We start from the raw sequence: 14,765 nt of genomic DNA, 5'->3' as shown, positions 1-14,765 counted from the left end.
ACACTACAGAACCTCAGGAAAACCTCAAGTAACGATCTGGAATCAAAGGTTCAGGAATTCGCCTGCCTCCGTTTCACTGGACCAACTCGTACGCCGCTCGTACGGGACCCCCGCTCACCTCCGCTCAACGGCGCAAAGGAATTCCCCCCATGACTTCGCAGCCGACCACGACTGCCCCGCCCCCGGCCGGCGATCCCGGCAACGGCAACGGTCTGCACGCAGGACTCAAGAACCGTCATCTGTCGATGATCGCCATCGGCGGTGTCATCGGCGCCGGTCTCTTCGTCGGTTCCAGTTCTGGCATCGCCACCGCAGGGCCCGGCATCCTGCTGTCGTACGCCCTCGTCGGCACCCTCGTCGTCCTGGTGATGCGGATGCTCGGCGAGATGTCCGCCGCCAATCCGACCTCCGGTTCGTTCTCCGCGCACGCGGACCGCGCGCTCGGCCGCTGGGCCGGGTTCTCCATCGGCTGGCTGTACTGGTTCTTCTGGGTCGTGGTGCTGGCGGTGGAGGCCACCGCCGGTGCCAAGATCCTGGAGGGCTGGATCCCGGCCGTGCCCCAGTGGGGCTGGGCGCTCATCGTGATGGTGGTCCTCACCGCCACCAACCTGATCTCGGTCGGCTCCTACGGCGAGTTCGAGTTCTGGTTCGCCGGGATCAAGGTCGTCGCGATCGGCGCGTTCATCGTCGTCGGACTGCTGGCCGTCTTCGGCGTGCTGCCCGGCGTGCACGCCGACAAGGCGAGCTTCGCCAACCTCACCGACCACGGCGGATTCCTGCCCCACGGGCCCGGCGCGATCCTCACCGGTGTGCTGCTGGTCGTCTTCTCCTTCATGGGCAGCGAGATCGCCACCCTGGCCGCCGGTGAGTCCGAGGACCCGCAGCGGGCCGTCACCAAGTCCACCAACAGCATCATCTGGCGGATCGGCGTCTTCTACCTCGGCTCGATCCTCATCGTCGTCGCGCTGCTGCCCTGGAACGACCCGTCGATCAAGGAGAAGGGCTCGTACGTCGCCGCCCTCGACTCCCTCGGTATCGCGCACGCCGGCGAGATCATGAACTTCATCGTGCTGACCTCGGTGCTGTCCTGTCTCAACTCCGGTCTGTACACGGCCTCCCGGATGGCGTTCTCGCTCGGCCGGCGCGGCGACGCGCCGAAGGCGTTCGCCCGGACCACCTCCCGTGGTGTGCCGCTGGCCGCGATCGTCGCGTCCGTCGTCTTCGGGTTCGTCGCCGTCTTCTTCAACTACCGGTTCCCGGACTCCGTCTTCCTCTTCCTGGTCAACTCCTCCGGCGCGGTCGCCCTGTTCGTCTGGCTGGTCATCTGCTTCTCGCAGCTGCGCATGCGGAAGATCATCCAGGCCGAGGCGCCGGAGAAGCTCGTCGTGAAGATGTGGCTGTACCCGTATCTGACCTGGGCGACGGCCGGTCTGATCGTGTTCGTCCTGGGCTACATGCTGACCGACACGGAGGGCGAGAGCAGCGGTCGTACGACCGTGCTGCTGTCGCTGCTCGTGGCGGCGCTCGTGATCGCCGTCGCCGTGGTGAAGCAGAAGCTCACGGGGAGCCGCGGGGCGGCGGCCGCCGCGGAGGCGGGCGAGCCCGCCGACAAGGTGTCCGTCGGCTGAGGCGGCCGCCGGTCAGAGCGCCGGTCAGAGCAGGGTGAAGCCCTCCTTGACCCGCTCGTACGTCCGCACGGCCTGGGTTTCGATCGCCGGCTGGTACCAGGTGTTGATCTGGTACGACTTGCCGTCGGCGTCGAAGCCCAGCAGCCGTGCGTGCCAGCGGACGCCCTTGAGGGTGAAGGTGTACTCCCAGATCACCGCCGGGTGGCCGCGGAACGTTGTCTCGACCAGCCGGATCTTGCTGTAGTCCTGGCCCTGGTGGGCGCTGCGTTCGGAGGCGCTCCAGCTGTCCATGAGGTCGCCGCGGGCCAGGGAGGACTTCGCGACGAGTTCCTGGCTGCCGTCGGGGGAGGTGTAGTGCACCTCGGCGCCGGTCTTCACGTCCCTCCGCCAGCCCTTCGGGGTCACCCAGGCGAATCCGCCGGCCTCCTCGTGGGCGCCGGGCGGGAGGCTGCGGGGGCGGGCGGTGCCGGCCACGGTGGCCGACGGGGAGGTTGTCGCCGAGGGGGTTGGGGAGGTACCGGCTGCTGTGTCGTTGTCGCCGCCGCCTGTTGTGGTGGTGAGGAGGATGGCGAGGGCGGTGGCTACCGCCGCGGTTCCCAGTACGGCCAGGAGAGTTGTGCGTTTGGGGGTTTTGCGCGGGTGGGTCGCTGCGGGTTCGTGGTGGCTGGGCGCGCCGTTCCCCGCGCCCCTTTCGGGGCGCTGCAAGGTGGGGCCCGCTGAATTGCTGGGCGGAGTTTCCGAGCGGACCTCTGAGCGTTGTGTCGCCGCCTCCGTCGATGCGCTGACCGGCGATGGTGACGGTGGGCGTTCGTCCTCGGGCTCCGGAATGCGCGGCTTCGTCAGGTCCACGTACGCCGGTGTCGGGCGCTCCACGGACACCGGAGCCGGAGCCGGGTACGTCTCCGTCGGGGTCTGGGGTGGATATGCCACCGGGCGCAGGGTCTGTTCCACCTCCGCCAGGCCGGGCCGCGCCGTCGGTTCCTTCGCCAGCAGCGCTGCCAGCAGGTCGTGCAACGGGCCTGCCTCGGCGGGGAGTTCGGGCTCCTCGTAGAGGACCGCGTGCAGGGTGGCCAGGGTCGTGTCGCGGGAGAAGGGGGAGCGGCCGCCGAGGGCCGCGCACAGGGTCGCGCCGAGCGACCAGACGTCGGACGGCGGGCCCTGCGGTCGCCCTGAGATCCGCTCGGGTGCCATGTAGTCGGGGGAGCCGACGAGCATGCCGACCATGGTGAGCGCCTTGGCGTCCTGGATCGCCGCGATGCCGAAGTCGGTGAGGACGACCCGGCCGGCGGTGTTCTCGACGAGGACGTTCCCGGGTTTGATGTCGCGGTGCAGCACTCCCCCGGCGTGCACCTGGCGCAGCGCGGCGACCAGGCCGAGGCCGATCCGGGCCGCCGCGCGCGGGCTCAGCGCCCCCTCCTCGGCCATGATCCACTCCAGGGAGCGGCCGTTGACCAGCTCCATGACGATCCACAGGCGTTCGCCCTCGTCGACGACGTCGTAGACCCGTACGACGTTGGGGTGGTCGATCCGGGCGGTGGCCCTGGCCTCGCGCAGGGTGCGTTCGCGGCGGGTGCGGGTGTCCTCGGCGTCGAGGCCGTCGATCCGCATCTCCTTGACGGCGACCTGCCGGTCGAGCGTCTCGTCGGCGGCCCGCCACACCCGCCCCATTCCCCCCTGCCCGATACTCTCGGCCAGCCGGTAGCGACCGGTCACCAGCAGCCCGGGGACACCACCGTGCCCTGCGCTCTCCGCGTTCCCTGGACCAACCGAATTCCCCGGACTACCGGAATTCCCTGAGATCCCTGAACTCCCTGAATTCTCCGGCAATTCGCTGCACCCCCTCAACGACCGCCCCTGCTGACACACAATGGTCACACTTACGGCTGTACCAGCATAGTGCGGAGAAATCTTGTGGTACCTCTTCAAGTGACCGCGAATTCAGGCGCGGTCCAGGGGGTCGCAAGGGGGACGAACATGAGTTCTCGTCGTATGGCAGTCGTCGCGGGATCGCTGGTCACGGCATCTTTCTCGGCCGTGATGATCCTCCCGTTCACGGCTGCCGCCGATGACCAGGGACCGGCAAGCGACAAGGGGGGAAAGGCGGTTGACCAGGCACCGGCGGGTGTGAAGCTGACGACGACGCTGCCGGGGAAGATCTCGGTCGACAACAGTTCGCAGAAAACGGCGATTACCGCCACCGTCAAGAACGAAGGAACCAAGGACAGCGCCGACATCAGGCTTTTGGTGGTCGGTTTCGACGGCCTGAAGGTCACGAACGTGCAGGGCTGCGACGCCATCGCGGCGAAGGACCTGCCGGCCGGTTCGAACAGCGGTTTCAGTTGCCCGGTCGGCGCGCTCGGCGCGGGCAGGTCGAAGTCGTACCCGGTGGACGCCACGTTCGACCTGGGCAAGACCGGGAAGATCTGTCTGCCCGTGCAGAGCGCGGACGGGAAGAAGACCTTCTGGCAGCAGGGCCCGGTGCCGTTCGGTACGACGAACCCGTCGCCGAACGCCCCGGCCACCCCGCTGCTGCTCGGCACCGACAACAAGCCGGTCGGGCCGAGCGGCGACCAGTTGCCGAAGACCGGCGCGGGCAGTGACGTGCTGCCGCTCGGCGCGGCCGGCGCGGCACTGATCGCGGCCGGGGCGGCGGGCGTGTGGTGGTCGCAGCGGCGGACGAACTGAGGACACACCCATGGGAAGGGGCCCGGGGCGCTGACGCGCCCCGGGCCCCTTCCCGGCTTCGGTCCCGTCAGCTCTTGCCGGCGAGCTTCCAGGCGGCCGGCATCGCACCCATCGCCAGGGCCGCCTTCACCGCGTCGCCGATCAGGAACGGGGTGAGGCCGGCGGCGATCGCCGCGGACGCGGACAGGTGGGCGGCGTAGGCGAGGTAGGGCACACCGATCGCGTAGATGATCGCCTCGCCGAGCAGCATCGTGCCCGCCATCCGCAGCACACCGCGGTCGGCGCCGCGCCGGGCCAGGGAGCCCACGACGGCGGAGGCGAGCATCATGCCGAGGATGTAGCCGAAGGAGACGGAGAGCCCGGAGGTGCCGCTCGCGAACCACGGCACGCCCGCGAGGCCCGCCAGCGCGTACAGGGCGAGGGAGAGCAGACCGCGGCGGGCGCCGAGGGCGGTGCCGACGAGCAGGGCCGCGAAGGTCTGGCCGGTGACCGGGACCGGGGAGCCCGGCACCGGGACGGCGATCTGGGCGGCGAGGCCGGTGAGCGCGGCGCCGCCGGCCACGAGGGCCACGTCGCGAACCCGGGACGCGGGCAGGAGGTCGGCGAGGACGGTGCCGGTGCGGGGCGACGCGGCTGCGGTGGCGGTGCTCATGGGGACTCCGCGAGGTGAGGGTGGGCAGACAAGCAGGGAACACCGTGACGCTATCCCGGCCCGCCTGAGCCGAACACGTCAGCGGTCGACAAAGGCCGGAACGGGCGCTTGGTGGGCTCCCCACAAAGGGTGCGGGCTACACACGGTTCGAGGTGACGCCGATCACTGAGGCAGAGATGTTTCAGTCACGTCAACGGCGTTGAACAGGCCTGTGGAGTTCCACCAATCGAATCCCAGTGGTCTGGTGGGATTCCGGGTCGCTGGCCTACGCTTTCGGACATGGTCGCCCAGTCCCGGAACTTCACGTCGCGTCGCTATGTCGACCTGCGACGGCAAGGGGCTGCCACCTGTCGCCGTCCGGTCTGAGGCCGCGTGGCAGGGACCGGACCCGGCGCGCCTCACCCTCCGAGACGTGTCGGCCCCCGTTCCCGAGGACGGTTCCCATGCCCCGTACCGCGGCACCCCCGCTCATCTCTCCCCCCGGCGACCGGCGGCGGACCAGCGCCAGCGTGGTGCTGCGGTCGGTGCTGGAGCACGGGCCGGTGGCCCGCTCCACCATCGCCCGGCTGACCGGTCTTTCCCCGGCCTCCGTCACCGACTACTGCGCCCGGTTCACCGAACTCGGCCTGATCCGGGAGGCGCGGGCGCCGCGTCGGCCCGGCGGGGTGGGCCGGCCGCATGTTCCCGTCGACCTGGACGACTCGCGGTTCGTGGTCGGCGGGGTGCACGTGGCCGTGCCGTACACCACGGTCGCGCTGCTCGACCTGCGCGGACGGGTGGTCGTGCGGCGGGAGTTGAAGCACCGGGACACCGAGCCGCGCGGGGTGCTGGAGCGGGCCGCCGCCGGGCTGGCCGCGCTGCTCGACGGAGTGCCGGGCAGCCGGCCGCTGGGTGTCGGGGTCGCGGTCGGCGGCTGGGTGGACCGGGACTCCGGGACCGTCGTCGAACACCCGCTGCTGGGCTGGCGCGAGGTGCCGGTGCGCGAGCTGCTCGGCGCGGGGACCGGGCTGCCGGTCCATGTGGACGGGCACGCCCGGGCGTTGGTCAACGGGGAGCGGCTCTTCGGGCGGGCCCGGGGCAGCCGGAGCGTGCTGCATCTGTTCGTCGGGAACGTGGTCGACGCGGCCTTCGCCACCGGCGACGAGGTGCACCACGGCCCGCGCTCCCAGGCCGGCACGATCGCCCATCTCCCGGTGCCGGGCGGCACCGAGCCGTGCGGCTGCGGGCGCACCGGCTGTCTCCAGGTGGAGCTGAGCGAGCGGACGCTGGTGCGGCGGGCCCGGGCGGCCGGGGTCGTCGACGGTGTCAATCCGATGGACGTCCTCGCGGCGGCCGGCGCCGGTGACCCGGTGGCGGTGCGGCTGCTGGTGGAGCGGGCGCGGCTGACCGGGCGGGCGGCGGGGCTGCTGCTGGACGTGCTCAACCCGGAGAGCGTGGTGGTCACCGAGGTGGGCGTACTGAACCGCGAGGACTGCCTGGCCGCGCTGCGGGAGGCGGTCGGACCGGAGCGGGCCGCGGTGGTGGCGCCGACCAGTTTCGGGGACTCCGTGCTGGCGGTGGCGGGCGGTTCGGTGGTCCTGGACGTGCTGTACCGGGACCCGTTGAGCGCGTCACCACGGCTTATTTAATTCAGAAACTCGGAATATTGACAGCCGTCGACCACGGCAAGGAACATCCATCTCATGACCTGTCGCACCCTCTGTTGCTGACGTCTTGACGCGCCCCGGGCGCGCATTTCCCTCTGCGTGAGATCTCTCTTTCCGGCCTTCCGTCGCCGGGAATTCGCCCTGCCTTTCTGCTGCTTTTCTCCCCGGAGCACTCCCATGCCTTCTGCGTCCTCCTCCGGCATCGACCGCCGGCTCTTCCTCACCTCACTGCTCGGCGCCTCGGCGGCCGTGGCCGGGCTGAGCGGCTGCGCGGGCGGCAGTGCCGCCGCCGACACCGCGGGCGCCTCGACCGCTCCGCTGGCCGACAAGGTGCCGTCCGGCACCAGCCTGAAGATCGCCTCGTATCTGAACACCCAGCAGTTGCAGTTCAAGCTGGCGAAGCTGCCGGCACTGCCGTTCACGGTGTCGAGCTGGGTGAACATCGGGGCCGGTCCCGATGTCATCAACGCGTTCCGTGCCAAGTCCCTGGACCTCGCGAACAACGCGGGAATTCCGCCGATCCAGGCGCAGTATCAAGGGTTCGCCACAAAAATCGTGGCGATCAACATCACCCGCAAGCCGAACTACCTGTTCGCCACCAAGCCCGGCAGCGATATCCGCACCGTCGCCGATTTCAAGGGCAGGAAGCTCGCCTTCTCGCAGGGGCAGGCCCAGGGTGTCGTGCTGCTGCGGGCCCTCAAGGAGGCCGGGCTCGCCTACGGCGACGTGAAGCTGGTCCCGCTGACCAGCAACCAGTTCTTCACCGCCCTGCAGTCCGGCCAGGTGGACGTCGCCCCGCTGCCCAACACCCAGGCGCCGGCCTACTTCCAGCAGTACGGCTCCAAGGGTGCCCACGCCATCACCACCGACGTCGTCGACCTGCTCAACCTGCTGTGGGCGCCGCAGGCGGTGCTGAACGACAAGGCGAAGGCGGCCGCGGTCGCCGCGTACATCCCGCAGTGGGCCAAGGGCCTGGTCTGGCAGTGGGAGAACCCGGACACCTGGAACGAGGAGTTCTACGTGAAGACCCAGAACCTGACCCTCGCCCAGGCCCAGGGCATCACGAAACTCGCCAACAAGCCGTTGTTCCCGCCGAGCTGGGACGAGGCGGTCAAGTGGGAGCAGGAGACCGCCGACCTCCTGGCGGAGGGCGGCTTCGTGAAGAAGACCGACGTCTCCTCGCTCTTCGACCACCGCTTCGAGTCCATCGCCGCGAAGGCCGTACCGGCGGAGTACCGGAAATGACCGCCGTGGCCACCGGCACCGTGCCGGTTCCCGTCGAGGAGGAGGCCCGCCGGGTCCGCCCGCGCCGCCGCCTCTCCCCCGGCCGCCGGCTGCCCGCCGCCCGGCTGGCCGGGCCCCTGGTCTTCCTCGCGGCCTGGGCGATCGCGTCCGCCGCCGGGCAGCTCGACCCGGGTGCCATCCCGGCGCCCTGGAGGGTCCTCGACACCGCCTACCACCTGTGGACCGAGGGGACGCTGCGCACCGACGTCCTGACCTCCGTGGAGCGGGCCGGGTACGGCTTCGCGATCGGGCTGACCGCCGGAGTGCTGCTGGCCCTGGCCGCCGGGCTCACCCGGACCGGGGAGGCGCTGATCGACGGGACCGTGCAGATCAACCGGGCGATCCCGACCCTCGGCCTGATCCCGCTGTTCATCCTCTGGCTGGGCATCGGCGAGACCTTCAAGATCGCCATCATCGCGATCGTCGTCTACATCCCGGTCTACCTGAACACACATGCCGCGCTGTCCGCCATCGACAGCCGGTACGTCGAACTCGCCGAGGTGCTGGACCTGTCGAAGCTCCAGTTCATCCGGCAGATCGTGATCCCCGGCGCGCTGCCCGGATTCTTCGTGGGACTCCGGCTCGGTGTCACCGGATCCTGGCTCGGCCTGGTCGTCCTGGAGCAGATCAACGCCACCAGCGGCCTCGGCTACATGATGTTCCAGGCCCAGAACTACGGCCGCAGCGACATCATCCTGGTCGGCCTGCTGATCTACGGCGTCTTCGGCCTCGTCTCCGACACCGTGGTCCGTGGCATCGAACGGAGGGTGCTGTCATGGCGCCGCACACTGAGCAGCTGACCCGCCCCGCCGTCCGGCTCCGGGGGCTGACCCGGTCGTTCGGCGGCCGTACGGTCCTCGACGGCGTCGACCTGGACCTGCCCGCCGGGCAGTTCACCGCCCTGCTCGGGCACAGCGGCTCCGGCAAGAGCACCCTGCTGCGGGCGGTCGCCGGACTCGACCACGGGGTCACCGGCAGAGGGGAACTCACCGCCCCGGAACGGGTGTCGGTGGTCTTCCAGGACTCCCGGCTGCTGCCCTGGCGCCGGGTGCTGGACAACGTGGTGCTGGGACTGGACGGCAAGGACGCCCACGCGAAGGGCCGCTCCGCGCTCGACGAGGTCGGTCTCGGCGGCCGGGAGCGGGCCTGGCCGGGCGAGCTGTCCGGCGGCGAGGCACAGCGTGCCGCGCTCGCCCGCTCCCTGGTCCGCGAGCCCGAACTGCTCCTCGCCGACGAGCCGTTCGGGGCGCTCGACGCCCTCACCCGCATCAAGATGCACCACCTGCTGCGCGAGCTGTGGAAGCGGCACCGGCCGTCCGTGCTGCTCGTCACCCACGACGTCGACGAGGCGATCGTCCTCGCCGACCGCGTCCTGGTCCTGGAGAACGGCCGGATCGGCCTGGACCTGACCGTCGACCGCACCCAGCCCGGCGCCCTCTATCGGAAGCGGCTGCTGGCCGCCCTGGGTGTCACGGAGGACCCCGCATGACCCGCCCGCTCCACCTCAACGCCTTCCTCATGAACACCGGTCACCACGAGGCCTCCTGGCGCCTCCCGGAGAGCGATCCCTACGCGCACACCGACCTCGCGCACTACGTGCGGCTGGCCCGCACCGCCGAGCGCGGCACCTTCGACTCGCTCTTCCTCGCCGACGGCCCGCACCTGTGGGGCAGTGTCGAGCAGCGGCCCTCCGGGGCGCTCGAACCCCTCACCCTGCTCACCGCGCTGGCCACCGCCACCGAGCACATCGGCCTGATCGCCACCGCCTCCACCTCCTACAACTCCCCCTACAACCTGGCCCGCAGGTTCGCCTCCCTGGACATCGTCAGCGGCGGCCGGGCCGGCTGGAACATCGTCACCACCGCGGGGGCGGAGGCGGCCCGCAACTTCGGTCTGGACGCGGAGCCCGCGCACGCCGAGCGGTACGCCCGGGCCGCCGACTTCCTCGACGTGGCCCTGAAGCTCTGGGACAGCTGGGAGGACGACGCGATCGTCGCCGACAAGGCGGCCGGCGTCTGGGGCGACGACGCGAAGATCCACCCGCCCCGGCACCAGGGGCCGTACTTCAGCGTCGAGGGCGCCCTCAACGTGCCGCGCTCCCCGCAGGGTTACCCCCTTCTGGTGCAGGCGGGCTCCAGCGAGGACGGCAAGGCGTTCGCGGCCCGGTACGCCGAGGCGGTGTTCACCGCGCAGCAGACCATCGAGGACGCCCGCGCCTTCTACGCCGACCTCAAGGCACGTACGGCCGCGGCCGGCCGGGACCCGGACCACATCAAGGTGCTGCCGGGCATCGTCCCGGTGATCGGCTCGACGGAGGCCGAGGCCCGGGCCAACGAGCGGCTCCTCGAGGACCACATCGTGCACCGGCACGGCGTCGACCGCCTGGAGCGGCTCCTGCAGCTGGCCCCCGGCACCCTGGAGCTGGACGCGCCGCTGCCGGCCGACCTGCCGTCCGAGGACGCCGTCGAAGGTGCCAAGAGCCGCTACACGCTGGTCGTCGAACTCGCCCGCCGCGACCGGCTCACCGTACGGCAGCTGATCGGCCGGCTCGGCGGCGGCCGCGGCCATCTGACCTTCGCCGGGACGCCCGAGCAGATCGCCGACGCGATCGGGACCTGGTTCACCCAGGGCGCCGCCGACGGCTTCAACATCATGCCGCCGGTGCTGCCCTCCGGCCTGGAGGCGTTCGTCAACCACGTCGTACCGATCCTGCGCGCCCGCGGCCTGCTGCGCACGGAATACGGCCCGCGCCGGACCCTGCGGGAGCGCTACGGCCTGCCCCGCCCCGCCAACCAGTACGCCCCCGCACTCGTCTGAAAGGAATCACCATGTCCCTGGAGATCACCAAGATCACCGCGAACATCGGCGCCCGGGTCTCCGGCGTCGACATCTCCCGGCCGCTCGGCGCTGAGACCGCCGCCGCGATCCGCGAGGCCCTCAGCACGCACAAGGCGCTCGTCTTCGACGACGTGAACCTCGACGACGACGCCCAGCAGGCCTTCGTCCGGCACTTCGGCGAGGTCACCACCGCCCATCCGACGGTCTCCTCGATCGCCGGCGTCCCGAACGTCCTCCCGGTCGACAGCGAGCGCGGCCGGGCCGCCAACCACTGGCACACGGACGTGACCTTCGTCCTCAACCCGCCGCAGGCCACCACCCTGCGCTCGGTCACCGTCCCGCCGTACGGAGGCGAGACCCTGATCGCCAGTTCGGCCGCCGCCTACCGCCAGCTGCCGGAACCGCTGCGCCAGCTGGCGGACACCCTGTGGGCGGAGCACACCAACGACTACGACTACGCCGTGCCCGACGAGGAGATCGACGAGGAGCAGGCCGCCCAGCGCGCCCAGTTCACCTCGATCACGTACCGCACGGTCCACCCGGTGGTCCGCGTCCACCCGCTGACCGGCGAACGCGGCCTGTTCATCGGCGGGTTCGCCCAGCGGATCGTGGGCCTCTCGCCGTCCGAGTCCCGCAAGATCCTCGACCTGCTCCAGGCGTACGTCACCCGGCCGGAGAACATCCTGCGCCACCGCTGGTCGCCGAACCAGCTGGTGATCTTCGACAACCGGATCACCCAGCACTACGCCATCGACAACTACGACGGCCTGCCCCGCCGGCTGCACCGGGTGACCCTCGCCGGTGACGTCCCGGTGGGCACCGAGGGCAAGGAGAGCTACTCGATCGCGGGCGACGCCTCGCACTACACCTCCGTGGCCGCGTGACCGCGGCGCGTTAGGGGTGTGTCCGGATAATGGGCGGCCTCCCCCTCTGAGCGGGGAGGCCGCCCAGACTGTGGGCGTTTTTGCCCATCTCACGCATTGGACGAGCCGCGCCCATGCCGCACCGCACCACCCAGGTCGAGAAGCCGCCCGCGCAGGGCGCCGACGCCTCGCTCTCCCACGGCCTCAAGCAGCGCCACCTGTCGATGATCGCCCTGGGGGGTGTCATCGGCGCGGGTCTGTTCGTGGGCTCCGGCGCGGCGATCGCCGCCGCCGGCCCGTCGGTCGTCGTCGCCTACGCCCTCTCCGGCCTGCTCGTGATGCTGGTGATGCGGATGCTGGGCGAGATGTCGGCCGCCCACCCGTCGTCGGGCTCCTTCTCGGCGCACGCCGAGCGGGCGATCGGGCCGTGGGCGGGCTTCACGGCAGGCTGGTCCTTCTGGGTCCTCCTCTGCACGGCCGTGGGCCTGGAGGGCATCGGCGCCGCGAAGATCGTGACCGGCTGGCTGCCCGGCACTCCGGAGTGGGCGTGGGTGGCCCTCTTCATGGTCGTCTTCTGTGTCACGAACCTGGCCGCGGTGCGCAACTTCGGCGAGTTCGAGTTCTGGTTCGCGGCGCTGAAGGTCGGCGCGATCAGCCTGTTCCTGGTCCTCGGCGTCCTGGCGATCGCCGGCGTGCTCCCGGGCACGGACTCCCCGGGCACCACCCACCTCACCGACTTCCTGCCGAACGGCGGCGAGGGCCTGATCGTCGGGCTGCTCGCCTCGGTCTTCGCGTACGGCGGCCTGGAGACGGTCACCATCGCGGCGGCCGAGTCGGAGGACCCGGTGCGGGGCGTGGCGAGCGCGGTGCGCACCGCCATGTGGCGCATCGCCCTGTTCTACATCGGCTCGATGGCGGTCATCGTCACCCTGGTCCCCTGGGACTCCAAGGAGGTCGTCGAGAAGGGCCCGTACGTCGCCGCCCTCGACCACCTGGGCATCCCCGGCGCCGGCCAGGTGATGAACGTGGTCGTCCTGGCCGCCCTGCTCTCCGCGATGAACGCCAACATCTACGGCTCCTCGCGCATCGCCTACTCCCTGGTGGAACGCGGCCAGGGCCCCAGGGCGCTGGCCAGGGTCTCGGCAGGCGTGCCGCGCCTCGCGGTCCTCACCTCCTGCGTCTTCGGTTTCGTCTGTGTCGTGCTCAGCCACTGGCGTCCGGACGACGTCTTCCCCTGGCTCCTCAACATGATCGGCGCGGTGATCCTGGTCGTCTGGATCTTCATCGCCGTCTCCCAGCTGCTGCTCCGCCGCCGCCTGGAGCGGGAGACCCCGCAGGGGCCGGTCGTCCGCATGTGGGCTTTCCCGTATCTGACGTGGCTGGCGCTGGCCGGCATGGCCGCGGTCTTCGTCCTGATGGCCCGTGAGGCGGACACCCGGGCGCAGCTGTACTACACGGGCGGGATGACCGCCGTGCTCGCGGCGGCCGGGTACCTCCGGCAGCGGCGGCGCGCCGGCGACTGACCCCGCCCGCTGTCGGCGAGGCCCTCACGTGACGACACGTGGGGGCCTTGTTTCCTGCCCGCGCCAGGCTTCTTGTTGCTAACGTGTAGTTGCAAGCCTTTTGCAATAAGAGGTCCGGAGGGGACTCACGCCCATGCCCGTCTACACGCTCCCTGAACTGCCCTACGACTACTCCGCGCTCGCGCCCGTGATCAGTCCCGAGATCATCGAGCTGCACCACGACAAGCACCACGCGGCCTACGTCAAGGGCGCCAACGACACGCTGGAGCAGCTCGCGGAGGCACGGGACAAGGACAGCTGGGGCTCGGTCACCGGCCTGGAGAAGAACCTCGCCTTCCACCTGTCCGGCCACATCCTGCACAGCATCTACTGGCGGAACATGACCGGTCCGAAGGACGGCGGCGGCGAGCCGCTGGCCGCCGACGGCGTGGGCGACCTGGCCGACGCGATCACCGAGTCCTTCGGCTCCTTCGCCGGCTTCAAGGCCCAGCTCACCAAGGCCGCCGCGACCACCCAGGGCTCCGGCTGGGGCGTCCTCGCCCACGAGGCACTGAGCGGCCGCCTGGTCGTCGAGCAGGTCTACGACCACCAGGGCAACGTCGGCCAGGGCTCCACCCCGATCCTGGTCTTCGACGCCTGGGAGCACGCCTTCTACCTCCAGTACAAGAACCAGAAGGTCGACTTCATCGAGGCCATGTGGGCCGTCGTCGACTGGCAGCTTTCGGAGCGTCCTGCCTCGTGATCGTCTTCTCACCGTTCACCGGGGCAGGCGGAAGAAGGGAGAGCCCCCCGCGAGGACATGACTCGCGGGGGGCTCTCCGGTAAGGGCTCGCGGCCGAGACGGTCGCGGGCACTGTGCGGCCTACAGGTTGCTGAAGTCGGGGCCCTTGGTGCGGGTCCGCTTGATCTCGTAGAAGCCGGGGACGGAGGCCACCGCGAGGGTGCCGTCCCACAGGCGGGCCGCCTCCTCGCCCTTGGGTGCGGGGGTGACGACCGGGCCGAAGAAGGCGATCTGCTCGCCGTCCGCGCCGGGCACCGCGATGACCGGGGTGCCGACGTCCTGGCCGACCTTGTCGATGCCCTCCTTGTGGGAGGCACGCAGCTCGGCGTCGAACTCGAAGTCCTCCTGCTCGGCGTAGTCGATCAGGTCGGCCGGCAGACCGACGTCCGCGAGGGCGCCCGCGACGGCCTCCAGGGTCGGGCCCTCGCCGTTGTTGTGGATACGGGTGCCGAGCGCGGTGTACAGCGGGCCGAGGACGTCGGCACCGTGCTTCTGCCAGGCCGCGGTGACCACGCGGATCGGCTTCCACGCCTTGGTCTCCAGCAGCTCGCGGTACTCCTCGGGCAGCTCGTCCAGCCTGGGCTCGTTGAGCACGGCCAGGCTCATGATGTGCCAGCGGACCTCGATGTCCCGGACCTTCTCCACCTCCAGCACCCACCGGGAGGTCATCCAGGCCCAGGGGCAGAGCGGGTCGAACCAGAAGTCGACAGGGGTCTTGCCGGAACTCGTCACGGTCTCGGACATGGCTCTCCTCGGAATACGGTCCTTTGCCAGCCGCAACACCGGCACCGGTCACCCCATTCCCGGATCCCCCCGGTCAGGGGCGCGTGGGAGGATCGGTGCTGTCCGGCGTGCCGACAACGAT

General features: G+C 70.5%; 13 protein-coding genes. 10 read left to right on the top strand and 3 right to left on the bottom strand.

Annotated elements, in window-relative coordinates; translation table 11 throughout:
* The first annotated feature begins 149 nt into the window (after positions 1 to 149).
* Positions 150 to 1,628, top strand: coding sequence for an amino acid permease (locus tag ACGFZQ_RS02635; RefSeq protein ID WP_351735318.1), 1,479 nt, complete (start codon positions 150 to 152; stop codon positions 1,626 to 1,628).
* A 24-nt stretch (positions 1,629 to 1,652) separates the two neighbouring features.
* On the opposite strand, the gene ACGFZQ_RS02630 is transcribed toward ACGFZQ_RS02635, so the two are convergent.
* On the bottom strand, positions 1,653 to 3,296 hold the full coding sequence (locus ACGFZQ_RS02630) for a protein kinase (protein ID WP_393839226.1): 1,644 nt from the start codon (positions 3,294 to 3,296) through the stop codon (positions 1,653 to 1,655).
* Between the two features lie 306 nt (positions 3,297 to 3,602).
* Here ACGFZQ_RS02630 and ACGFZQ_RS02625 point away from each other — a divergent pair, with 306 nt between their 5' ends.
* Positions 3,603 to 4,313 carry an LPXTG cell wall anchor domain-containing protein gene (locus tag ACGFZQ_RS02625; protein ID WP_393838837.1) on the top strand — a complete coding sequence of 237 codons (711 nt, stop codon included), beginning with the start codon at positions 3,603 to 3,605 and terminating at the stop codon, positions 4,311 to 4,313.
* A 67-nt stretch (positions 4,314 to 4,380) separates the two neighbouring features.
* Here ACGFZQ_RS02625 and ACGFZQ_RS02620 read toward each other — a convergent pair whose 3' ends face one another.
* Complete coding sequence (locus ACGFZQ_RS02620) at positions 4,381 to 4,965, bottom strand: biotin transporter BioY (RefSeq protein ID WP_393838836.1); 585 nt, start codon at positions 4,963 to 4,965, stop codon at positions 4,381 to 4,383.
* A gap of 443 nt (positions 4,966 to 5,408) precedes the next feature.
* Here ACGFZQ_RS02620 and ACGFZQ_RS02615 point away from each other — a divergent pair, with 443 nt between their 5' ends.
* The 8 genes from ACGFZQ_RS02615 (at position 5,409) to ACGFZQ_RS02580 (ending at position 13,861) form a co-directional block, all read left to right on the top strand.
* Positions 5,409 to 6,593 carry an ROK family protein gene (locus tag ACGFZQ_RS02615; RefSeq protein ID WP_393838835.1) on the top strand — a complete coding sequence of 395 codons (1,185 nt, stop codon included), beginning with the start codon at positions 5,409 to 5,411 and terminating at the stop codon, positions 6,591 to 6,593.
* A gap of 195 nt (positions 6,594 to 6,788) precedes the next feature.
* Positions 6,789 to 7,856 (top strand): ABC transporter substrate-binding protein, encoded by a 1,068-nt coding sequence (locus tag ACGFZQ_RS02610; protein ID WP_393838834.1) that lies wholly within the window; start codon positions 6,789 to 6,791, stop codon positions 7,854 to 7,856.
* A complete protein-coding gene (locus ACGFZQ_RS02605; protein ID WP_393838833.1) occupies positions 7,853 to 8,695 on the top strand; it encodes an ABC transporter permease in 843 nt (280 codons plus the stop codon). Before ACGFZQ_RS02610 ends, ACGFZQ_RS02605 begins: the two co-directional genes overlap by 4 nt.
* Entirely contained in the window at positions 8,671 to 9,384 is a 714-nt protein-coding gene (locus ACGFZQ_RS02600; protein ID WP_393838832.1) for an ABC transporter ATP-binding protein, read from the top strand. The genes ACGFZQ_RS02605 and ACGFZQ_RS02600 overlap by 25 nt, the downstream gene beginning before the upstream one ends.
* Positions 9,381 to 10,712, top strand: coding sequence for an LLM class flavin-dependent oxidoreductase (locus ACGFZQ_RS02595; RefSeq protein WP_393838831.1), 1,332 nt, complete (start codon positions 9,381 to 9,383; stop codon positions 10,710 to 10,712). The genes ACGFZQ_RS02600 and ACGFZQ_RS02595 overlap by 4 nt, the downstream gene beginning before the upstream one ends.
* An 11-nt stretch (positions 10,713 to 10,723) precedes the next feature.
* A complete protein-coding gene (locus ACGFZQ_RS02590) occupies positions 10,724 to 11,617 on the top strand; it encodes a TauD/TfdA family dioxygenase (RefSeq protein WP_351735302.1) in 894 nt (297 codons plus the stop codon).
* Between the two features lie 113 nt (positions 11,618 to 11,730).
* Complete coding sequence (locus ACGFZQ_RS02585; protein ID WP_393838830.1) at positions 11,731 to 13,119, top strand: amino acid permease; 1,389 nt, start codon at positions 11,731 to 11,733, stop codon at positions 13,117 to 13,119.
* Between the two features lie 133 nt (positions 13,120 to 13,252).
* On the top strand, positions 13,253 to 13,861 hold the full coding sequence (locus tag ACGFZQ_RS02580) for a superoxide dismutase (RefSeq protein WP_393838829.1): 609 nt from the start codon (positions 13,253 to 13,255) through the stop codon (positions 13,859 to 13,861).
* Positions 13,862 to 13,981: 120 nt separating this feature from the next.
* On the opposite strand, the gene ACGFZQ_RS02575 is transcribed toward ACGFZQ_RS02580, so the two are convergent.
* Entirely contained in the window at positions 13,982 to 14,644 is a 663-nt protein-coding gene (locus ACGFZQ_RS02575; RefSeq protein ID WP_351735298.1) for a DsbA family protein, read from the bottom strand.
* Positions 14,645 to 14,765: the final 121 nt, after the last annotated feature.

Source organism: Streptomyces sp. NPDC048254 (assembly GCF_043201895.1).
GTDB lineage: Bacteria > Actinomycetota > Actinomycetes > Streptomycetales > Streptomycetaceae > Streptomyces.
This window is presented reverse-complemented; position numbering and strand designations above follow the sequence as displayed.

Coding starts and splice junctions, on each gene's coding strand:
- ACGFZQ_RS02625 (WP_393838837.1), top strand. CDS start 3,603: ATGAGTTCTCGTCGTATGGCAGTCGTCGCGGGATCGCTGGTCACGGCA.
- ACGFZQ_RS02620 (WP_393838836.1), bottom strand. CDS start 4,965: ATGAGCACCGCCACCGCAGCCGCGTCGCCCCGCACCGGCACCGTCCTC.
- ACGFZQ_RS02615 (WP_393838835.1), top strand. CDS start 5,409: ATGCCCCGTACCGCGGCACCCCCGCTCATCTCTCCCCCCGGCGACCGG.
- ACGFZQ_RS02610 (WP_393838834.1), top strand. CDS start 6,789: ATGCCTTCTGCGTCCTCCTCCGGCATCGACCGCCGGCTCTTCCTCACC.
- ACGFZQ_RS02630 (WP_393839226.1), bottom strand. CDS start 3,296: ATGGGGCGGGTGTGGCGGGCCGCCGACGAGACGCTCGACCGGCAGGTC.
- ACGFZQ_RS02635 (WP_351735318.1), top strand. CDS start 150: ATGACTTCGCAGCCGACCACGACTGCCCCGCCCCCGGCCGGCGATCCC.
- ACGFZQ_RS02580 (WP_393838829.1), top strand. CDS start 13,253: ATGCCCGTCTACACGCTCCCTGAACTGCCCTACGACTACTCCGCGCTC.
- ACGFZQ_RS02595 (WP_393838831.1), top strand. CDS start 9,381: ATGACCCGCCCGCTCCACCTCAACGCCTTCCTCATGAACACCGGTCAC.
- ACGFZQ_RS02585 (WP_393838830.1), top strand. CDS start 11,731: ATGCCGCACCGCACCACCCAGGTCGAGAAGCCGCCCGCGCAGGGCGCC.
- ACGFZQ_RS02600 (WP_393838832.1), top strand. CDS start 8,671: ATGGCGCCGCACACTGAGCAGCTGACCCGCCCCGCCGTCCGGCTCCGG.
- ACGFZQ_RS02605 (WP_393838833.1), top strand. CDS start 7,853: ATGACCGCCGTGGCCACCGGCACCGTGCCGGTTCCCGTCGAGGAGGAG.
- ACGFZQ_RS02575 (WP_351735298.1), bottom strand. CDS start 14,644: ATGTCCGAGACCGTGACGAGTTCCGGCAAGACCCCTGTCGACTTCTGG.
- ACGFZQ_RS02590 (WP_351735302.1), top strand. CDS start 10,724: ATGTCCCTGGAGATCACCAAGATCACCGCGAACATCGGCGCCCGGGTC.